Source organism: Maricurvus nonylphenolicus, from assembly GCF_042854845.1.
Taxonomy (GTDB): Bacteria; Pseudomonadota; Gammaproteobacteria; order Pseudomonadales; family Cellvibrionaceae; genus Maricurvus; species Maricurvus nonylphenolicus.
Genome location: NZ_AP031498.1, coordinates 4,274,733 through 4,290,718, shown reverse-complemented (window position 1 = coordinate 4,290,718; position 15,986 = coordinate 4,274,733). Strand labels below are relative to the sequence as shown.

The 15,986-nt window shown below is 50.0% G+C and carries 12 protein-coding genes; 7 read left to right on the top strand and 5 right to left on the bottom strand.

Going from position 1 to position 15,986, the window contains the following annotated elements:
• Positions 1 to 4 precede the first annotated feature (4 nt).
• The 3 genes from ACGHZ6_RS18660 to ACGHZ6_RS18650 all read right to left on the bottom strand — a co-directional run bounded on the left by ACGHZ6_RS18660 (position 5) and on the right by ACGHZ6_RS18650 (position 3,305).
• Complete coding sequence (locus ACGHZ6_RS18660; protein WP_390615536.1) at positions 5 to 1,459, bottom strand: NAD-dependent succinate-semialdehyde dehydrogenase; 1,455 nt, start codon at positions 1,457 to 1,459, stop codon at positions 5 to 7.
• Positions 1,460 to 1,694: 235 nt separating this feature from the next.
• Positions 1,695 to 2,126: an acyl-CoA thioesterase gene (locus ACGHZ6_RS18655; RefSeq protein ID WP_390615535.1), complete on the bottom strand. Its 432-nt coding sequence runs from the start codon at positions 2,124 to 2,126 to the stop codon at positions 1,695 to 1,697.
• Positions 2,127 to 2,147: 21 nt separating this feature from the next.
• Positions 2,148 to 3,305, bottom strand: coding sequence for an iron-containing alcohol dehydrogenase (locus tag ACGHZ6_RS18650; RefSeq protein WP_390615534.1), 1,158 nt, complete (start codon positions 3,303 to 3,305; stop codon positions 2,148 to 2,150).
• A gap of 138 nt (positions 3,306 to 3,443) precedes the next feature.
• Here ACGHZ6_RS18650 and ACGHZ6_RS18645 point away from each other — a divergent pair, with 138 nt between their 5' ends.
• Positions 3,444 to 4,355, top strand: coding sequence for a LysR family transcriptional regulator (locus ACGHZ6_RS18645; RefSeq protein ID WP_390615533.1), 912 nt, complete (start codon positions 3,444 to 3,446; stop codon positions 4,353 to 4,355).
• A 184-nt stretch (positions 4,356 to 4,539) separates the two neighbouring features.
• Here the strand turns inward: ACGHZ6_RS18645 and ACGHZ6_RS18640 are convergent, their stop codons facing one another.
• The gene (locus tag ACGHZ6_RS18640) at positions 4,540 to 6,465 is read right to left on the bottom strand and encodes a VacB/RNase II family 3'-5' exoribonuclease (RefSeq protein WP_390615532.1); all 1,926 of its coding nucleotides are present in this window, start codon (positions 6,463 to 6,465) and stop codon (positions 4,540 to 4,542) included.
• Between the two features lie 169 nt (positions 6,466 to 6,634).
• Between ACGHZ6_RS18640 and ACGHZ6_RS18635 the strand changes: the two genes are divergently transcribed.
• The gene (locus ACGHZ6_RS18635) at positions 6,635 to 7,630 is read left to right on the top strand and encodes a 2-dehydropantoate 2-reductase (RefSeq protein WP_390615531.1); all 996 of its coding nucleotides are present in this window, start codon (positions 6,635 to 6,637) and stop codon (positions 7,628 to 7,630) included.
• A 493-nt stretch (positions 7,631 to 8,123) separates the two neighbouring features.
• On the opposite strand, the gene ACGHZ6_RS18630 is transcribed toward ACGHZ6_RS18635, so the two are convergent.
• Positions 8,124 to 9,560: a coniferyl aldehyde dehydrogenase gene (locus ACGHZ6_RS18630; protein WP_390615530.1), complete on the bottom strand. Its 1,437-nt coding sequence runs from the start codon at positions 9,558 to 9,560 to the stop codon at positions 8,124 to 8,126.
• A 384-nt stretch (positions 9,561 to 9,944) separates the two neighbouring features.
• Here ACGHZ6_RS18630 and ACGHZ6_RS18625 point away from each other — a divergent pair, with 384 nt between their 5' ends.
• From ACGHZ6_RS18625 to ACGHZ6_RS18605, 5 genes are all read left to right on the top strand, one after another.
• Positions 9,945 to 10,922: a GlxA family transcriptional regulator gene (locus ACGHZ6_RS18625; RefSeq protein WP_390615529.1), complete on the top strand. Its 978-nt coding sequence runs from the start codon at positions 9,945 to 9,947 to the stop codon at positions 10,920 to 10,922.
• A 134-nt stretch (positions 10,923 to 11,056) separates the two neighbouring features.
• A complete protein-coding gene (locus tag ACGHZ6_RS18620; RefSeq protein WP_390615528.1) occupies positions 11,057 to 11,902 on the top strand; it encodes an AAA family ATPase in 846 nt (281 codons plus the stop codon).
• Positions 11,903 to 11,966: 64 nt separating this feature from the next.
• The gene (locus tag ACGHZ6_RS18615) at positions 11,967 to 13,142 is read left to right on the top strand and encodes a VWA domain-containing protein (protein WP_390615527.1); all 1,176 of its coding nucleotides are present in this window, start codon (positions 11,967 to 11,969) and stop codon (positions 13,140 to 13,142) included.
• 286 nt (positions 13,143 to 13,428) lie between these two features.
• Positions 13,429 to 13,911 (top strand): DUF3015 domain-containing protein, encoded by a 483-nt coding sequence (locus ACGHZ6_RS18610; protein ID WP_390615526.1) that lies wholly within the window; start codon positions 13,429 to 13,431, stop codon positions 13,909 to 13,911.
• A 207-nt stretch (positions 13,912 to 14,118) separates the two neighbouring features.
• Positions 14,119 to 15,984, top strand: coding sequence for a DUF4105 domain-containing protein (locus ACGHZ6_RS18605; RefSeq protein WP_390615525.1), 1,866 nt, complete (start codon positions 14,119 to 14,121; stop codon positions 15,982 to 15,984).
• Positions 15,985 to 15,986 lie beyond the last annotated feature (2 nt).

Sequence of the window (15,986 nt, the reverse complement as noted above, 5' to 3'; positions counted from 1 at the left end):
TGCCTTAGATACCACCCAGGCACATATATTTAATTTCAATATAGTCTTCGATACCGTACTTGGAACCTTCGCGACCGGAACCGGATTCTTTCACGCCACCAAACGGTGCCATCTCATTAGAGATAATACCTTCGTTAATACCAACGATACCGTATTCCAGAGCTTCGCCAACGCGGAAGATGCGGCCGATATCTTTGGTGTAGAAGTAGGACGCCAGACCGAACTCCGTGTCGTTAGCCATGGCCACGGCTTCTTCTTCAGTTTTAAATTTGAAGATAGGTGCAACAGGGCCGAAAATTTCTTCTTTAAACACACGCATGGAAGCATCGGCATTGGCTAGCACGGTTGGCTGGTAGAAGCAGTCGCCTAGTTCTGAGCGTCCTCCACCAATTGTTGCTTGCGCGCCTTTATCCAGTGCATCCTGAACCAACTCATCCACATCGGTTGCCGCTTTGGCATTTACCAGTGGCCCCATGGTGATGCCGTCTTCTGTACCGGCGCCCACTTTAAATTCGTTAACCGCAGCGGTCAGTTTTTCGGTAAAGGCGTCATATACACCTTCTTGAACCAATACGCGGTTGGTACAAACACAGGTTTGACCGGCGTTGCGGTATTTGGAGGCCAGGGTACCGGCAACAGCTGCATCCAGATCGGCATCATCAAAGACGATTAAAGGTGCGTTACCACCAAGCTCCATGGAGGTTTTCTTAACGGTGGCGGCACACTGTTCCAGCAAAACTTTGCCCACAGGTGTAGAGCCGGTAAAGGTCAGTTTTTTCACAATCGGGTTGCTGGTCATCTCACCGCCAATGGCACGTGAGCTGTTACCACATACCACGTTAAAGACACCGGCAGGCACGCCAGCTTCTTCAGCCAGTACAGCCAGGGCCAATGCCGACAGCGGTGTCTCGGTGGCCGGTTTGCCAACAAAGGTACAGCCGGCGGCTAATGCAGGCGCCGCTTTACGGGTCAGCATGGCGTTAGGGAAATTCCACGGAGTCACCGAAGCTACTACGCCAACCGGTTGTTTAACCACAAGCAGGCGTTTGTCGTTGGAAGGTGGCGCAATAATGTCGCCGTAGATACGTTTTGCTTCCTCGGCAAACCACTCGATGTAATTGGCACCGTAAGCAATTTCGCCGGCAGCTTCTGTCAGAGGTTTACCTTGTTCGGCGGTCAGAATCTGGGCCAGATCGTTTTGGTTGGCCATCACCAGGTCAAACCAGCGACGTAAAATATTGGCGCGTTCTTTTGCGCTTTTCGCGCGCCAGGCTGGCAAGGCTGCCTCAGCCGATTCAATGGCGCGGCGGGTTTCGTCGCCGCCAACGTTGGCGATGGCGGCTACGGTATCGCCGGTGGCAGGGTTGCGGACGTCTACGGTGGCGCCGTTGTCGGCGTCGACCCATTCGCCGTTGATGTAGGATTGGGTGCGGAGGAGATTGGGGTTATTTAATTGCATGGGAGTTCTCGTTTCTATCTACAGCGCCATGCCCAATGCATTCACTGCGTTCATGGGGCAGGCCCTTCCCGCGAAAGCGGGAATCCAGTATTTATGGCACTCAAATCGGATCTATCTATTTCTTGTTGATCAGGGTGAGTGCCGTTTGCGGTTAATGTACTTCGTATCCCTGGATCCCCGCTTTCGCGGGGATGGCGTTAATAAGTAATGCGCAATTCGTAAAAAGTTGTATAAATTAGTCAATCAACATGGATTCCAACGCAGCACGCATCTGCTCAGGAATTGGCACTGGCCTTTCGTTCTCGCGATCAACAAATACATGGGTAAAGGTACCAAAAGCACAGCAATCGCTTTCGCCTTCTTTAAATATAGCAATACCGTATTCCACCGAGCTGTTACCCAGGCGGTTTACACGAAAACCGCCTTCTATTTTCTCTGGGAAGGCAATCGCTTTTTTATAATCGCACTGAGAGTTAACAATATAGCCAATAATATCGCCACCATGAATATCGAGCCCCGCTTCTTGAATCAAGTAGGTATTCGCTACCGTGTCAAAGTAGGAATAGTAGTGAACGTTATTTACATGGCCGTAAATATCGTTATCCATCCAGCGGGTGGTGATGGGCATAAACCAGCGATAACTTTCGCGTGTCGGTAAGTCAGACATAATTACTTCTCGAATAAAAAATTAATAGGCAGCTTGGTAAATCGCCAGGGCGTCCGCTTCAGTAACTTCACGCGGATTGTTAATCAGCAGGCGTTGCTGTAATTCGAAGGTGTCCTTGGCCAGCATGGGAAGATCGCTTTCAGGCACTTCCATATCGCGTAAGCGGTTGGGAATTTCCAGTTTGGCAATAAGTTGCTCAAGGTAATCGATCAATTGCTGGGTTTTCTCTGCAGAAGAGCCTGTCGCTTTGTCTGCCAGAACCACGTCGGCCAGTTCTGCGTAAAGATCGCTGGCCGCATCAGCGTTAAAGCGTAATACGTGTGGCAGTACCAGCGAGTTACTTAACCCGTGTGGAATATGGTAATGACCACCTAATGGATAGGCCAACGCATGTACTGCGGCAACAGGCGCATTGGCGAAGGCCTGGCCGGCCAGACAGGCGCCTAACAGCATCGCTTGGCGAGCATCGAGATTGCTGCCGTTATGTGTAGCTTCCTCGATATTGTCGGCCATCAGTTTCAAGGCTTCTCTAGCCAACATATCGGAGTAGGTGTTTTTCTTGTGGGCGCTGGTGTAAGCCTCAATGGCGTGAACCATCGCATCAATACCGGTAGCGGCGGTGATATGCGGTGGCAGACCCAAGGTCAGCTCTGCATCCAATAGGGCAACATCTGGCAGCAATTGTGGGGCAACAACACCTGTTTTGGTGGTCTCGCCCGTCGTCACAATGGCTACTGCAGTCACTTCAGAACCAGTACCCGCGGTGGTCGGAATCTGAATCAGCGGTAGACGCTGGCCTTTGGCCTGCTCAACACCGTAAATCTCTGCCAGAGTTTCACCGGACTTGGCCATCAGGGCTACCAGCTTGGCGGTATCCATAGAGCTGCCACCACCAAAACCAATAATGCCATCTACCTGCTCGGTTTTAGCTTGCTCCAGCGCCGCCAGGACGATGGATTCTGGGGGATCAGCAACAATCTTGGTAAAGCTGCAGTAGGGCATATCCGCGGCTTTCAGAGCGGCTTCGAGCTTATCGAGCAGGCCAATACTGACAATACCTGGGTCGGTAACAATCAGTGGACGGGTGATGTGCTGATTACGGCAGATCTCGCCAATACGCTGCAGCGCGCCGGATTCATTAATAATCGATTTGGTGGTGGTAAAGGTAAACGGGTTCATAGTTATTCCTACCCAGTAGCGGTATTCCTGTCTAATAGCAGGCCATAGTTCGGGGGCATAGTTCTAAGCCAGTAGCTGTATTTTCCTCGCTATAGTTGTATATTGATAATTTATATTTGTGATAAATGTATTCAAGTTGTGAATATTAGAAATTTCGACCTCAACCTGCTGGTTATCTTCGATGCCGTAATGCGCGAACGCAGTGTCTCGCGGGCTGCGGAGACCTTGTCATTGACCCAACCAGCGGTCAGTAACGCCCTCAATCGTCTGCGGCAGATGCTGGATGATCCTCTACTGGTGCGTACCCGCAAGGGCATGGAACCTACCCCCAGGGCCCTGGAGTTAATCACCCCGGTACAGCGCGCGCTGAGTGAGCTGGACCAATGCCTGATCAAACCGGCCAGTTTTGATCCCGCCATTAGCCAGCAGCGGTTTGTCATTGCCGCGACGGATTATGTCGCCTTGCTACTGCTGCCACGCTTACTCAAACTACTCGAACGGGAAGCTCCAGGGGTTGAAGTACAGATCAAAAACTTCGGCCCGGAAAACCCTGAGGCGGCACTGGAATCTGGAGAATTCGATTTCGCCATGGGCCGCTTTTTTGATGTCAGCCCTCGACTGCAACACCAGCTGTGGTTGGAAGAGCATCTGTGTTGTCTGGTGCGGAAAGATCATCCACAGATCAACAAGCGCATCAGCCTTAAACAATATCTGGACGTGGGGCATGTCTGGGTATCGAGTAACGAACGCCGAGGTATGGTCGATCGCTGGCTACAGGAACAGGGACATCAGCGCAAAATTGTTTCAGTAATTCCTAACTACACCACGGCGGCGATGGTGGTTGCGGAAACAGATTTGGCGTTAGTGTTACCTGAGCGCTTCGCCGATGATTTTTGTCAGTTGTTGCCGGTGAAGGTTTTGCCGCTGCCAATGGAGTTGGGGGCTTTTAAGGTTGATATTATTTGGCACCCTCGTCACGCTTCGACGCCGGCGCATCAGTGGTTGTTGGAGAAATTATATGGAGTCCGGGAAGAGGTTTCTAAAACTTAATTTGAAACAAATATAGAAAGTTGTGCAGGTGGTTGACTGAAGATTGTGATACCGCCTTCCCTTCCAGACCCTTCGGAGGCAGGACGCCGACGCAGAGCGGCCATGGATGGCGCAAAGCGTGTTCTGGAAGGGAAGGCGGTATCGCAATCGCCACGTTCTGAATTAAGAGCGTGGCCTCTGATTATTAAACAAACTCAAAATTAATCTGCTTACGATCATGATTCACGTTAGATAATTTAACGCTCACATCCTGATCCAGCTCGTACTTATTGTCATCGTTGCCAAGCGTCATACGCAATGCATCAAACTTGTAACTGTCTTCTTTACTGCCAACTTTTACAAAACCGGTAATGCCGCTATCCAGCAATTTAACCGTTACGCCCTGGTTATTAACGCGAATAATACGGCCCTCAAAGCTCTCGCCCACTTTAGGTTCCATATATAAACGGATTAACCAGTTTTCCAAATCACGCGCAGACTGACGGGTTTTACCGATCTGAGCTTGCAGGTTTTGCAGATCTTCCTCAGAAGGTGCGTTGAGTTTCTTCTCATCGCGAATTGCTGCCAGAGCAATATGATTGTAGAAATCGTTATAGCGACGAATCGGGGACGTAACAGTCGCATAATATTCCATACCCAGACCCATATGTGGGCGGGCATCCAGTGTTAACTCTCCTGGGCGCAGCATCAAGCGGAAAGCACTTAACTGTTTTGCCGCTTCTGGATTACTGTGCATGGTGTTGATCAGTTGCTTGTAACCCTCAGCACTGGTGAAATCAATTTCCGCCAGCTCAGGGAAATCTTCCTGCAGAACCTTTTTAATGTCCTCGTGTTTTTCTTCACGGAAACCCTGGTGTGCAGAGAAAATACCGGTATTTGGATGCTTGGCAAACGTCTCCCCGGCACAAGCGTTAGTCACCAACATGGCTTCTTCAACTACCTGCTGAGCTTTATTACGTTGCTGACGTTCGATGTGATCGATATGCTTTTTATCGTTCAGTTTTAGTTCGTAATCGTCACGCTCTTCCATCAGCAACATATTGTTACGACGAAACTCGGTACGAGCTTCGGCGCAGGCGGTCAGAGTTGACAGCAATTCCTGACAATCCGCAGGTACCGCCTCTTTATTATCCTGCTCCAGGAATTCAGCGACCTGTGTATAAGTCAGCTTGTGGCGAGACTGAATAATGGCCGGCTCGTAATCAAACTGGGCCACTGTACCGTCTTTATTAATCTGGATATCAAATAACCAGGCCGGACGGGTTTCACCTTCAACCAGTGAGTAGGTAGTGTTCGACAGGGTATCCGGTAGCATGGTTACCGCACCGCCTGGCAGGTAAGCCGTATTACCGCGAGACAGGGCTGCTTTACCCAAGGCACTATCAAGGTTGATGCCACTACTTGGATCGGCAATAGCCACCTGCAAGGTCCAGCCGCTATCGGTAGCGGTGATAAACAGGCCATCGTCCATATCTTTGGTGGTGGCAGAGTCGATGGTCACAAATGGAATATCAGTCGCATCACGACGACCTTCGGTGGCCAGAGTCTCTTCCAGCAGGGCCTTGGTTTGCTGCTCCTGCTTATCACTCCAACTGTTTTCCAGCTGATGCTTCAATACCGTGACCTGATGCTCAATACCCACAGTATCGGCCTGACCCAATACCTTCACCAGCTTGGCCTGGCCTTTGCCGTCCTCAAATGGGTGACGGGAAATACGGCAGTGCAGGTAATCATCGGCCTTGGCGTTACCGCGGGCTTTAGGCGGTAGGAAGATCCAGCGATTTAGCTGCGGCATATCGGTGGCGATAAAGTGGCCTTTACCACGTACAACATATTGGCCTATCAGATCCTTGGTCTCGCTGTTAATCAGCTTTTCCAGGGTAGCGGTTAGCTTGCCCTTATCGTCTTCCTCGTAACTGATCTCTACCCGATCGCCTGGGAATACCCGGCTCATCTCATCGGGGGGGAGAAAGGCCTCACGGCCATCGTCCATCACCACAAAGCCAAAGCGGCCCATGGTGCCGCGTACATTGCCTTCGGCAAAGTTCTTGTCGGCGCGGATGTCTTGTTTCAGTTGGGATAGCTGGGATAAGGCGTTTGCATCAAGCATAAAGTGACCAAAAAACAGGGCTTACAGATGGTGCGCAATCATAGCAAAGTCCCCCTAAAGGGAAAGTGAAAATGCTGCAATGTTGCTTTGTTGACAATCTTTTTCAGCGCACTCACCTATGATGGAGAAAAAACAATTATAGATAGCATAGATAAAGGTAGGAGAGAGTATGACAGCACATGTGGTATTTGGCGCTGGTCTTATAGGTGGTTATCTGGGTGGAGCCCTGATGGCACAAGGGCAGGAGGTAGGTTGGGTAGTGCGACCGGCTACCCGCGAAAAGCTGGATCAAGGCCTGCTCATCACGGATTACGCACAACACCGGCAGAAGCTTGAGATTTTGCACTTTATTGATCCCCAAGCCGGAGGTGAGTCGGCCGAGGTACTTTGGTTGACGGTTAAGTGCACCGCCCTGGCGGCAGCTTTAGAGAATATGGCTCCATTGGTAGGGCCCAATACCATCATTATCTGTCTGCAGAATGGTTTGGGGGCAGAATCTCAGGTCCAAGCGGCATTTCCCTGCAATCAAGTCATACGAGGCGTACTTTCTGCCAATGTGGCAGAACTTAAACCAGGCCACTTACACCTGGCGACAGAAGGGGGCATAGATCTACCTGCCTTACCCGAAACGGCGCCTTTAGAGACACTGTCCAGCGAGCTACTGACGTTCACTCTTCATCACGATATAGAGGCAATGCTCTGGGCCAAGTTACATCTGAACCTGAATAACGCCATCAATGCGATATCCGGTATTCCCTTAAAAGAACAACTCGCCCAGCGTGGTTATCGGCGGGTATTGGCGGCGGCCATGAGGGAATTAATGAAGGTGGCTAAAGCCAAACAAATCAAATTGTTAAAGCTAACCCGTTTGCCGCCTTCGTTGTTGCCGCCGTTAATGTCGTCGCCAGATTGGGTATTTACCCGAGTGGCCAATCAGATGTTGGCAATAGATCCCGAGGCGCGGTCTTCTATGTGGGTGGATTTATCCGAGGGGCGTAAGACCGAGATTGATTTTCTGAACGGGGCGATTGTTGAAGAGGGGGAGCGTTTGGGGATTGCTTGTCCTGTGAATAAAAAGCTTCAGCAGCTAGTTCGTTCAATTGAAGTTGGAGAGATATCGCAGGGTATTTCTTCGAATGAGTTGTTACATCGTGTAGAGGAATAAAGTTTGGTGATATAAACCCGGAGGCAGTCGGTGGAGCTGCTCTTCGCGCCCATAAGCGGCAGGCAAAAGCCAGCGCTCCGTAAACTCCCTGGCGGTCAAACAACCTCCGCGACTACCCTGACTTTTGCCTGCCGCTTAAACGATGGGCTGATTGCTACGAGCAGCGCCACCGACCGCCTCCTCACAAGGTGCTACTACTGAACTTTCTTTATTTTATAGGAGGTAGGTTTACCCAAGGGCGGGTGGTGCCTATGACCAATCAGGTTGCGTTTAAGACTTGCCTTGGGGCGGGAGTGTCGACGAGGACTGTCTGAGCGTTTTTTAGCGAGTTCCGCAGTGCGAGCGCCCCAAGGCAAGTCTTGCAGCCGGGAATAGGTACCACCCGCCCTTGGGTAAACCGGGGTCACGGCACTAACCTAAAGACCCCAGAAATAAAAAAGGGCCGGAAAAACCGGCCCTTTACCCTTTATTGTAGCTAGTACTTAGTACGGGCTTACAATTTCCACTTGATCATCATATTGACCATTTTCTCTACTTTCGGGCCGTAAGGCGGCGCCATAAACGCGGCAGGGCCAATCGGGCCTTGCTTGAAGATAGGACGCAGTTTCGAAAACTCGATGAAACCTTCCTTACCGTGGTAGTGACCCATACCACTGTTGCCGATACCACCGAATGGCATATCGTGCTGAGCAACATGGAACATACTTTCGTTGATGCACATACCGCCGGAGATGGTGTTGTAAGTCACCTTCTCCTGAGTCGCTTTGTCGTTACTGTACAGGTACAGAGCCAGCGGGCGTTCGTTGTTGTTGATGTACTCGATCACTTCGTCCATAGAATCGTATGGCTTGATCGGCAACAGCGGACCGAAGATCTCGTCCTGCAGAATTAGCATATCTTCGTTGGCATCAACCACCACGTGTGGCGGGATCTTGCGAGTCTCAGGGTTAGGCTCGCCAGTACCCAGCAGGTTGACGGCCTTAGCGCCTTTATCGGTCGCATCTTTCAGGGTCATGGTCAGACGTTCGAAAGCTTTACCATCGATAATGGAAGTGAAGTCGCTGGTTTCTGCAGTTGGGTAACGGCTGGAAACAATCTCTTTGGCGATTTCAACAAAGGCATCAACCTTGGCGCGCGGTACGAACAGGTAGTCTGGAGCAACACAAGTTTGACCAGCGTTGAGGAACTTACCAAACAGCAGGCGCTCAGCAGCGGTCTTCAGATCGTAGTCTTCAGCAATAATGGTTGGTGACTTACCACCCAGCTCCAGCGTAACCGGAGTCAGGTTTTTCGCCGCAGTTTCCATCACGATCTTGCCGGTGGCAGGAGAGCCGGTGAATACCAGGTGATCCCAAGGCAGGTTGGTGAATTCGCCTGCAGATACACCAGGGATTACCGCCAGGTATTCTTCGTCGAATACTGGGCTGATCAGTTGATCCAGCAGCTTACACAGATTCTGCGAGTTGGCCGCCATTTTGATCATCACGCGGTTACCGGCAGAGATTGCGCTGATGGTTGGGCTCAGGGCCAGGAACAGCGGGTAGTTCCATGGGGTAACAACACCGATCACGCCCTTAGGTTGTGGCAGAACCGTGTTCTTGGCGCCGAAGTAAGCCATACCCACATGACGCTTCTGTGGCTTCATCCACTTCTTCATGCGCTTGCGGGTGTACTGGATGCCGCCGATCAGGCCGAAGATTTCCAGCATACGGGTTTCCAGGCTGGAGCGGTTACCGAAATCCTTACAGATGGCATCGGCAATGGCGTCCTGGTTATCTAACAGTACTTTTTCCAGCTTATCCAGATTGGACAGGCGGGTTTCCAGGCTTGGGTAAGCGTGAGTACGCGAGGCCTGGCGTTGTTTAGCAAACACCTGTTGGGTGCGGCTGGTGGTTTCTTCAATTGCAGATGCTTCGGCGGCACTGTTCATTGTCTCTCTCCTTTCGGAAGTCGCCATTAAAGTGATGTATGTATTTCGCTCTGATGGGCTATTTAGTTGTAGTGAAGGTATAGCCTCTATTCGGGATTATGACATACCCGATTTGTTAATAGTACACCTGTGCAATTTAACATGTTTGCCTATAAGCGTCCCTTTTTTAGAATGAAAATTGAGCAGTTTGGCGTCTTTGGTCAAGGAATGGGGCGTAAGTGAGCGAAATTGCTAGTAAATAAGGACGACTTTGCCAAGGCATATCGAGCGGGCTTGAGTAGAATGACAGGTATCTTGGTCAAAGTGCCATAAATGACCGAGGGCTTTAAGGTGGTCATGAGCCCTATATAAAGCCCGGTTGTCGCTCGCTATGAGGTACGCGTTATGTCGGATCATGGAATACGGGTAGGAATCCTTCTGTCGGATGGTATCTGGATGTCGATGCCAGATATGTTGCTCGATATTTTGCAGAGCGTGAATATGCGCCGTGAAAGCCAGTTGTTTCGCTGTGATCTGGTGACGCCTTTACCTGGCCCGGTGCAATCTTTCAGTGGCCGTAAAATCTACGGCGATGTGCATATTGAAGCCGTCAAAGAGCGTTACGACGTTATCTACCTGTGCCACTTCTGGGGCGATGTGGAATCAATGGCCGAAAGCTGTGCCAAGATTACCCCCTGGCTGCAGGACCAGTACGCCAATGGCGCCCTTATTGCGGGGGTAAGCTCCGGTGCGTTTTGGGCGGCACAGGCGGGGTTACTCGACGGGCGCAAGGCCACCAGTTACTGGCGCCATATGAAAGACTTGGCCAAACGTTTCCCCAAAGTGGAGTGGCAGGATAACCAGGCCCTGGTGGAAGATGCCAACCTGCTGACCTCCAACGCCGGTAATGCGGCGATGGATTTGGCGATGCATTTGGTACAGCGCTTTGCCGGTGAGGAAATGGCTACCGAGATGGCCAAGGATATTACCCACGATACCCGGCGCACTTACGACCTGACCCTGTTTAATATCGCAGGCTTGCGTCAGCACCGTGACAGCTCCGTTCACAAGGCCCAGGACTGGCTCGACAGCAACTACCACGACAAGGTGGAGTTTAATCAGCTGGCCGATGACCTGGGCATGAGCAGTCGCACCTTTATCCGCCGTTTCCAAAAGGCCACCGGCGAGAAACCCACCCGCTATTTGCAGCGTTTGCGGGTGGAAGCGGCCAAGCACCAGTTAATTAATTCCGATAACAGCATCAAGACGATCAGTTTGGATGTGGGCTATCGGGACTTTGGTTTTTTCTCACAGGTCTTTAAATCCCTGACCGAAGTGAGTCCACGTGAGTTTCGCCGGCGTTTTCGCCCTGGAAACTCCTAATTGTTAGGTAGATCTTAAAAGAGTGTCATATTTGACCAAGTAGGTGGCACAGACTGAAGAGTCTTTGGCTGTACCGCCAGTAAGTAGGCTGAATATGGTAGAATCCGCCTGTTAACCGACGAGGATTTGTTTAAATGAAGTTTGAAGGTACCGAGAATTACGTTGCTACAGACGACCTGAGCATGGCGGTAAACGCCGCGGTTGCACTGCAACGCCCACTGCTGGTTAAAGGTGAGCCAGGCACAGGTAAAACCATGCTGGCCGAGCAGGTTGCATCCTCTATGGGTATGCGTCTGATCCAGTGGCACATTAAGTCCACTACCAAAGCCCAGCAGGGTTTGTACGAATACGATGCGGTATCCCGTCTGCGTGACTCTCAGCTGGGTAACGATAAGGTTCACGATATTGGCAACTACATCAAGAAAGGTAAGCTGTGGGAAGCCTTCGATAGCGATGAGCAGGTGGTACTGCTGATTGACGAAATCGATAAAGCCGATATCGAATTCCCCAACGACTTGTTGGTAGAAATCGATAAAATGGAGTTCTTCGTTTACGAAACTGGTGAGACGATTAAGGCCAAACATCGCCCCATCGTGATCATCACCAGTAACAACGAAAAAGAACTGCCAGATGCTTTCCTGCGTCGCTGCTTCTTCCACTTTATCAGCTTCCCGGAGCGTGACACCATGACCAAGATCCTGGATGTTCACTTCCCAACTATCAAAGCTGATCTGGTGAAAGATGCCCTGGATATCTTCTTCGACGTACGTCAGGTACCTGGTCTGAAGAAAAAGCCATCCACCTCTGAGCTGGTTGATTGGCTGAAGCTGCTGCTGGCTGATGATATCCCTGACGAAGTGCTGAAGAACAAAGATGCCCGTCAAGCGATTCCGCCACTGTACGGCGCACTGCTGAAAAACGAGCAGGATGTTCACCTGTTAGAGCGACTGGCCTTTATGACCCGTCGTCAGAACGCGTAAGTTTTGAGCCTGGTTAACAGGTAAAAGGTAACAGGTAACGAGAGACAGATTCAGAGGAAGGACGATGTTAGTAAACTTCTTTTATGGCTTGCGCCGCTTTGGTGTACCAGTCACGGTAAAAGAATTATTGGTTTTGCTGGAAGCCATGGAAAAGCACTTGGCATTTGGCAATATCGATGACTTTTACATGTTATCTCGTACCTGCATGGTGAAGGACGAAAAATACTTCGATAAGTTCGATCGTGCTTTCGGTGCCTACTTCAAAGATCTCGAAGGGATTGAGGACATCGTCGATGCCCTGATCCCCGACGATTGGATCAAGTCTGAGTTCCTTAAGCAGCTTTCCGAAGAAGAGAAAGCCAAGATCGAGTCCCTCGGCGGTTTGGAAAAGCTTATCGAAGAATTTAAAAAGCGTCTCGAAGAACAGGAAAAACGTCACGAAGGTGGTAACCGCTGGATCGGTACCGGCGGTACTTCACCCTTTGGTAACAGCGGTTACAACCCGGAAGGTATCCGTGTGGGTGGCGAAGGCCGCAATAAATCGGCTGTGAAGGTGTGGGATAAGCGAGAGTTTAAAAACCTCGACGATTCCATCGAACTGGGCACCCGTAATATTAAAGTGGCCCTGCGTAAACTGCGTAAGTTCGCCCGTACCGGTGCAGCTGAAGAGCTGGATCTGGATGACACCATCAAGTCGACGGCGGGCAATGCCGGCTTCCTCGATATTAAAATGGTGCCCGAGCGCCACAACGCGGTAAAAGTACTGCTGTTCTTTGATGTGGGCGGTTCCATGGACCCGTACGTACGTGTCTGTGAAGAATTGTTCTCGGCCTGTAAGACCGAGTTCAAACACATGGAATACTTCTACTTCCATAACTTCATTTATGAAAAAGTGTGGAAGGACAACCGTCGTCGAAATAGTGAGACCACCAGTCTGTTCGATGTGCTGCACACCTACGCCAAAGACTACAAGGTGATCTTTATCGGTGATGCCTCCATGGCACCCTATGAGATTTCCAGTCAGTACGGCAGTGTTGAGCATATGAACGAAGAACCGGGCTACAAGTGGATGCAGCGTATGACCGAAACCTTTGAAAAGGTAATCTGGTTAAACCCCACGCCCGAGAAGTACTGGAATTATACCAAGACTATTGAGATGACCCATGAGTTGGTGGATAAACATATGTATCCGCTGACCTTGCAGGGCTTGGAAGATGGTATTAAATACCTAACCAAGTAAGCTCACACTTTCCGCTCAAAAAAAATTAAGCCACGCTCAGTCGTGGCTTTTTTATTTTACTCTTCTTTGTTTTTCTCTTCTCCGTCTGTAGCACGTCAGTTGTGTGTTGTATTAAGTGCCAAACCTATGACTGCGTCTCAACTTGCCTGAAATATATTTGTAAACTGAAATCGGTGTGCTAATCTCGGTGATCAGTCACCGCGATAACAGCAGGAAGCTTTCCGTGGACTTGCCTGTTACGTGGTTTGTACTTTGTTTTAAAAAACCACATCCAAGAGGATTAATCATGAAACGGACTCTAATCGGTTTAGTATTGGCAAGTGTATCTGCAACCACCCTGGCTGACGCCGCTGGCGGTAACGGTTGTGGCTGGGGCAATATGTTGTTTGAAGGTCAATCAGGTAAAGCACCGCATATCCTGGGTATCACGACCAATGGTACCTCCGGCAACAACACCTTTGGTGTAACCTCTGGTACCAACGGTTGTTCGTCTTCCGGCACCATTCAATATGGCGGTAAGGAGATGGTAAATGTCAGTGCCATCATGGATGAGTTCAGTGAAGATGTAGCGCGAGGTGATGGTGAAGTCATTACCGCTGTTGCTGTATCTCTGGGCATTGCGCCAAAAGATCGCGCTACTTTCAAAGCGGTAATGCACGAGAATTTTGCCACTATTTTCCCTTCTGAAAGTGTGACTACCGAAGAAGTCCTCGAGGCGATGTGGACTGTTATGAAACAAGATAAGGATATGGCGAAGTACTTTAGTTAAGGAGTTCTTCAGCTAAGCAGTACTTTAACTCATTGCCTTGTAGTGTTTCATTTGAGCGCCTGAGAAGCGGGCGCTCATACCTTCCAGGCTTACTTCCGGTAAGCTCTATTTTTTGGTCTTATATTGATCTTTATGTTTTATCCTCGACTCTCTTTAAGCAGGCACTGGTTATCTAGCTTGGTCTGTCTTTGGGGATGCTTAAGTAGCTTGGTTTATAGTCTGCCGGGCAACGCGCAGGCCGATAGTTTTTCCTCAGTAAGTCAGCACAAATTGCAACAGTTGGCTCGCGACCCACAATGGTTGAATCTGTTGCATTACAAACAATCCCAAAGTGGCGCACGCGGACAGAGTTATGTGGATGATGTTCGCTTCTTCCTGAGTGCTGATGGCAAACATGATGCATTAGCGGAGTTGCAGGCAACACTGCAGGCATTTTATGTCACGCCTCAGGTATCACAATGTCAGTTCGTGGCAAGAAGGCAGTGGTTGCTAGAGCAGATACCCGAGCTCACCACAAACCTGCCAGAGGTTAAGTGCCAGGCTTATCAAGAATGGCGAGGCAAGCTGAAGACACAGCGTGTCGTGTTGGTGTTTGCCTCCAGTTACCTCAATAGCCCTTCATCCATGTACGGGCATACGTTTTTACGATTCGATCCAGAGGGGATTGATCAAGGCGCGCCGTTATTGTCCTACGCACTCAATTTTGGCGCCATCACCGGTGAAAATGATAACGGTATGCTCTACGCCTACCGGGGCTTGGTAGGGGGCTATCCTGGACTCTTCTCTGCCCAGCCTTATTACGAAAAAGTTAAAGAATACTCTCGCATGGATAACCGTGATTTATGGGAGTACCAGCTCAATCTTAACGATAGCGAAATCGATCGTATGCTGGCCCATATTTGGGAATTGGATAAGATTAACTTCCAATATTTTTTCTTTGATGAGAACTGCTCATTTCGGTTAATGGAACTGCTGGATGTTGCAAGGCCTGGGCACCGCTTGGCGGCACAATTCCCGTTAGTGGCTATACCGATAGATACCATTCGGGCTGCCGATCAAGCGGGGATGATTGCAGATGTAATCTATCGTCCGTCAAACCGAACTAAACTGACTGACAAGATCAATCAGCTGTCGTCGCAGCAACAGCAAATGGCATTGCAATTGGCTGGCGATATCAACGTTTTGTCCTCCCGTGAATTTGCATCTGTTGCGGCGGATATTCAGCGGAACATCATTGACGTTGCTTATAGCTTATTACGTGATGAAAATAATCACGAGGCTCGCGATAGTACGGTTGCTAAACGACGTTTTCAGCTGTTAAAGGCGCTGAATCAGCGTTCAGATGCCGCCGTGGTGGAAACGGAGGAAGCTTCCTTATCGAGAGCTAAACTGCTACCACCAGAAACTGGCCACAAAACAGGTTTGGTCGGGCTGGTTACAGGTTTTGAGGAAGGGGTAGGGCGCGGCAAGAATGCAGGGTTTGTTGACCTCGAAGGGCGTATTGCCTATCACGATTTGTTGGATAACATTGCTGGCTATCCAAAAGATACTTCCCTCAATATGGGGCGCTTGGTGGTGCGTTTAAAAGAGGGCGAATCCCCGCAGTTACAACGTTTCGATCTACTGGAGATTACCTCGTTATCAGCTCGCACGGCGTTTTTTAAACCTTTATCCTGGCAAGTGAATGCCGGCTGGGAGCGACAGTGGACTGAAGGGAAAGATGAGTTGGTTGCCCAGGTGAATGGCGGCGCAGGTTGGACCCGTGAAACGTTGATGGGCGGGCGTCTATTTGCCTTATTGAAAGGGCGACTGGAATACAATCCGGGGTTTGAGCAAAACCTGGATATTGCAGCAGGTTTTCTGGCAGGCGCTTTTTGGCAACAAGCGAGCGGTAATCTGATGATTCAGGCTGAGTATTTGGATTTCGCGGATGGAGCAGACAGAAGTACCTTTCAGGCCCAATACAATTACGTATTAGCAGAGAATTCTGCCCTTCGTATACACTTTAAGCGTACGCTTAATGATTCGACAGGTGTTAACGAAGCGGGAGTGTCTTATCGTTACTATTATTAACT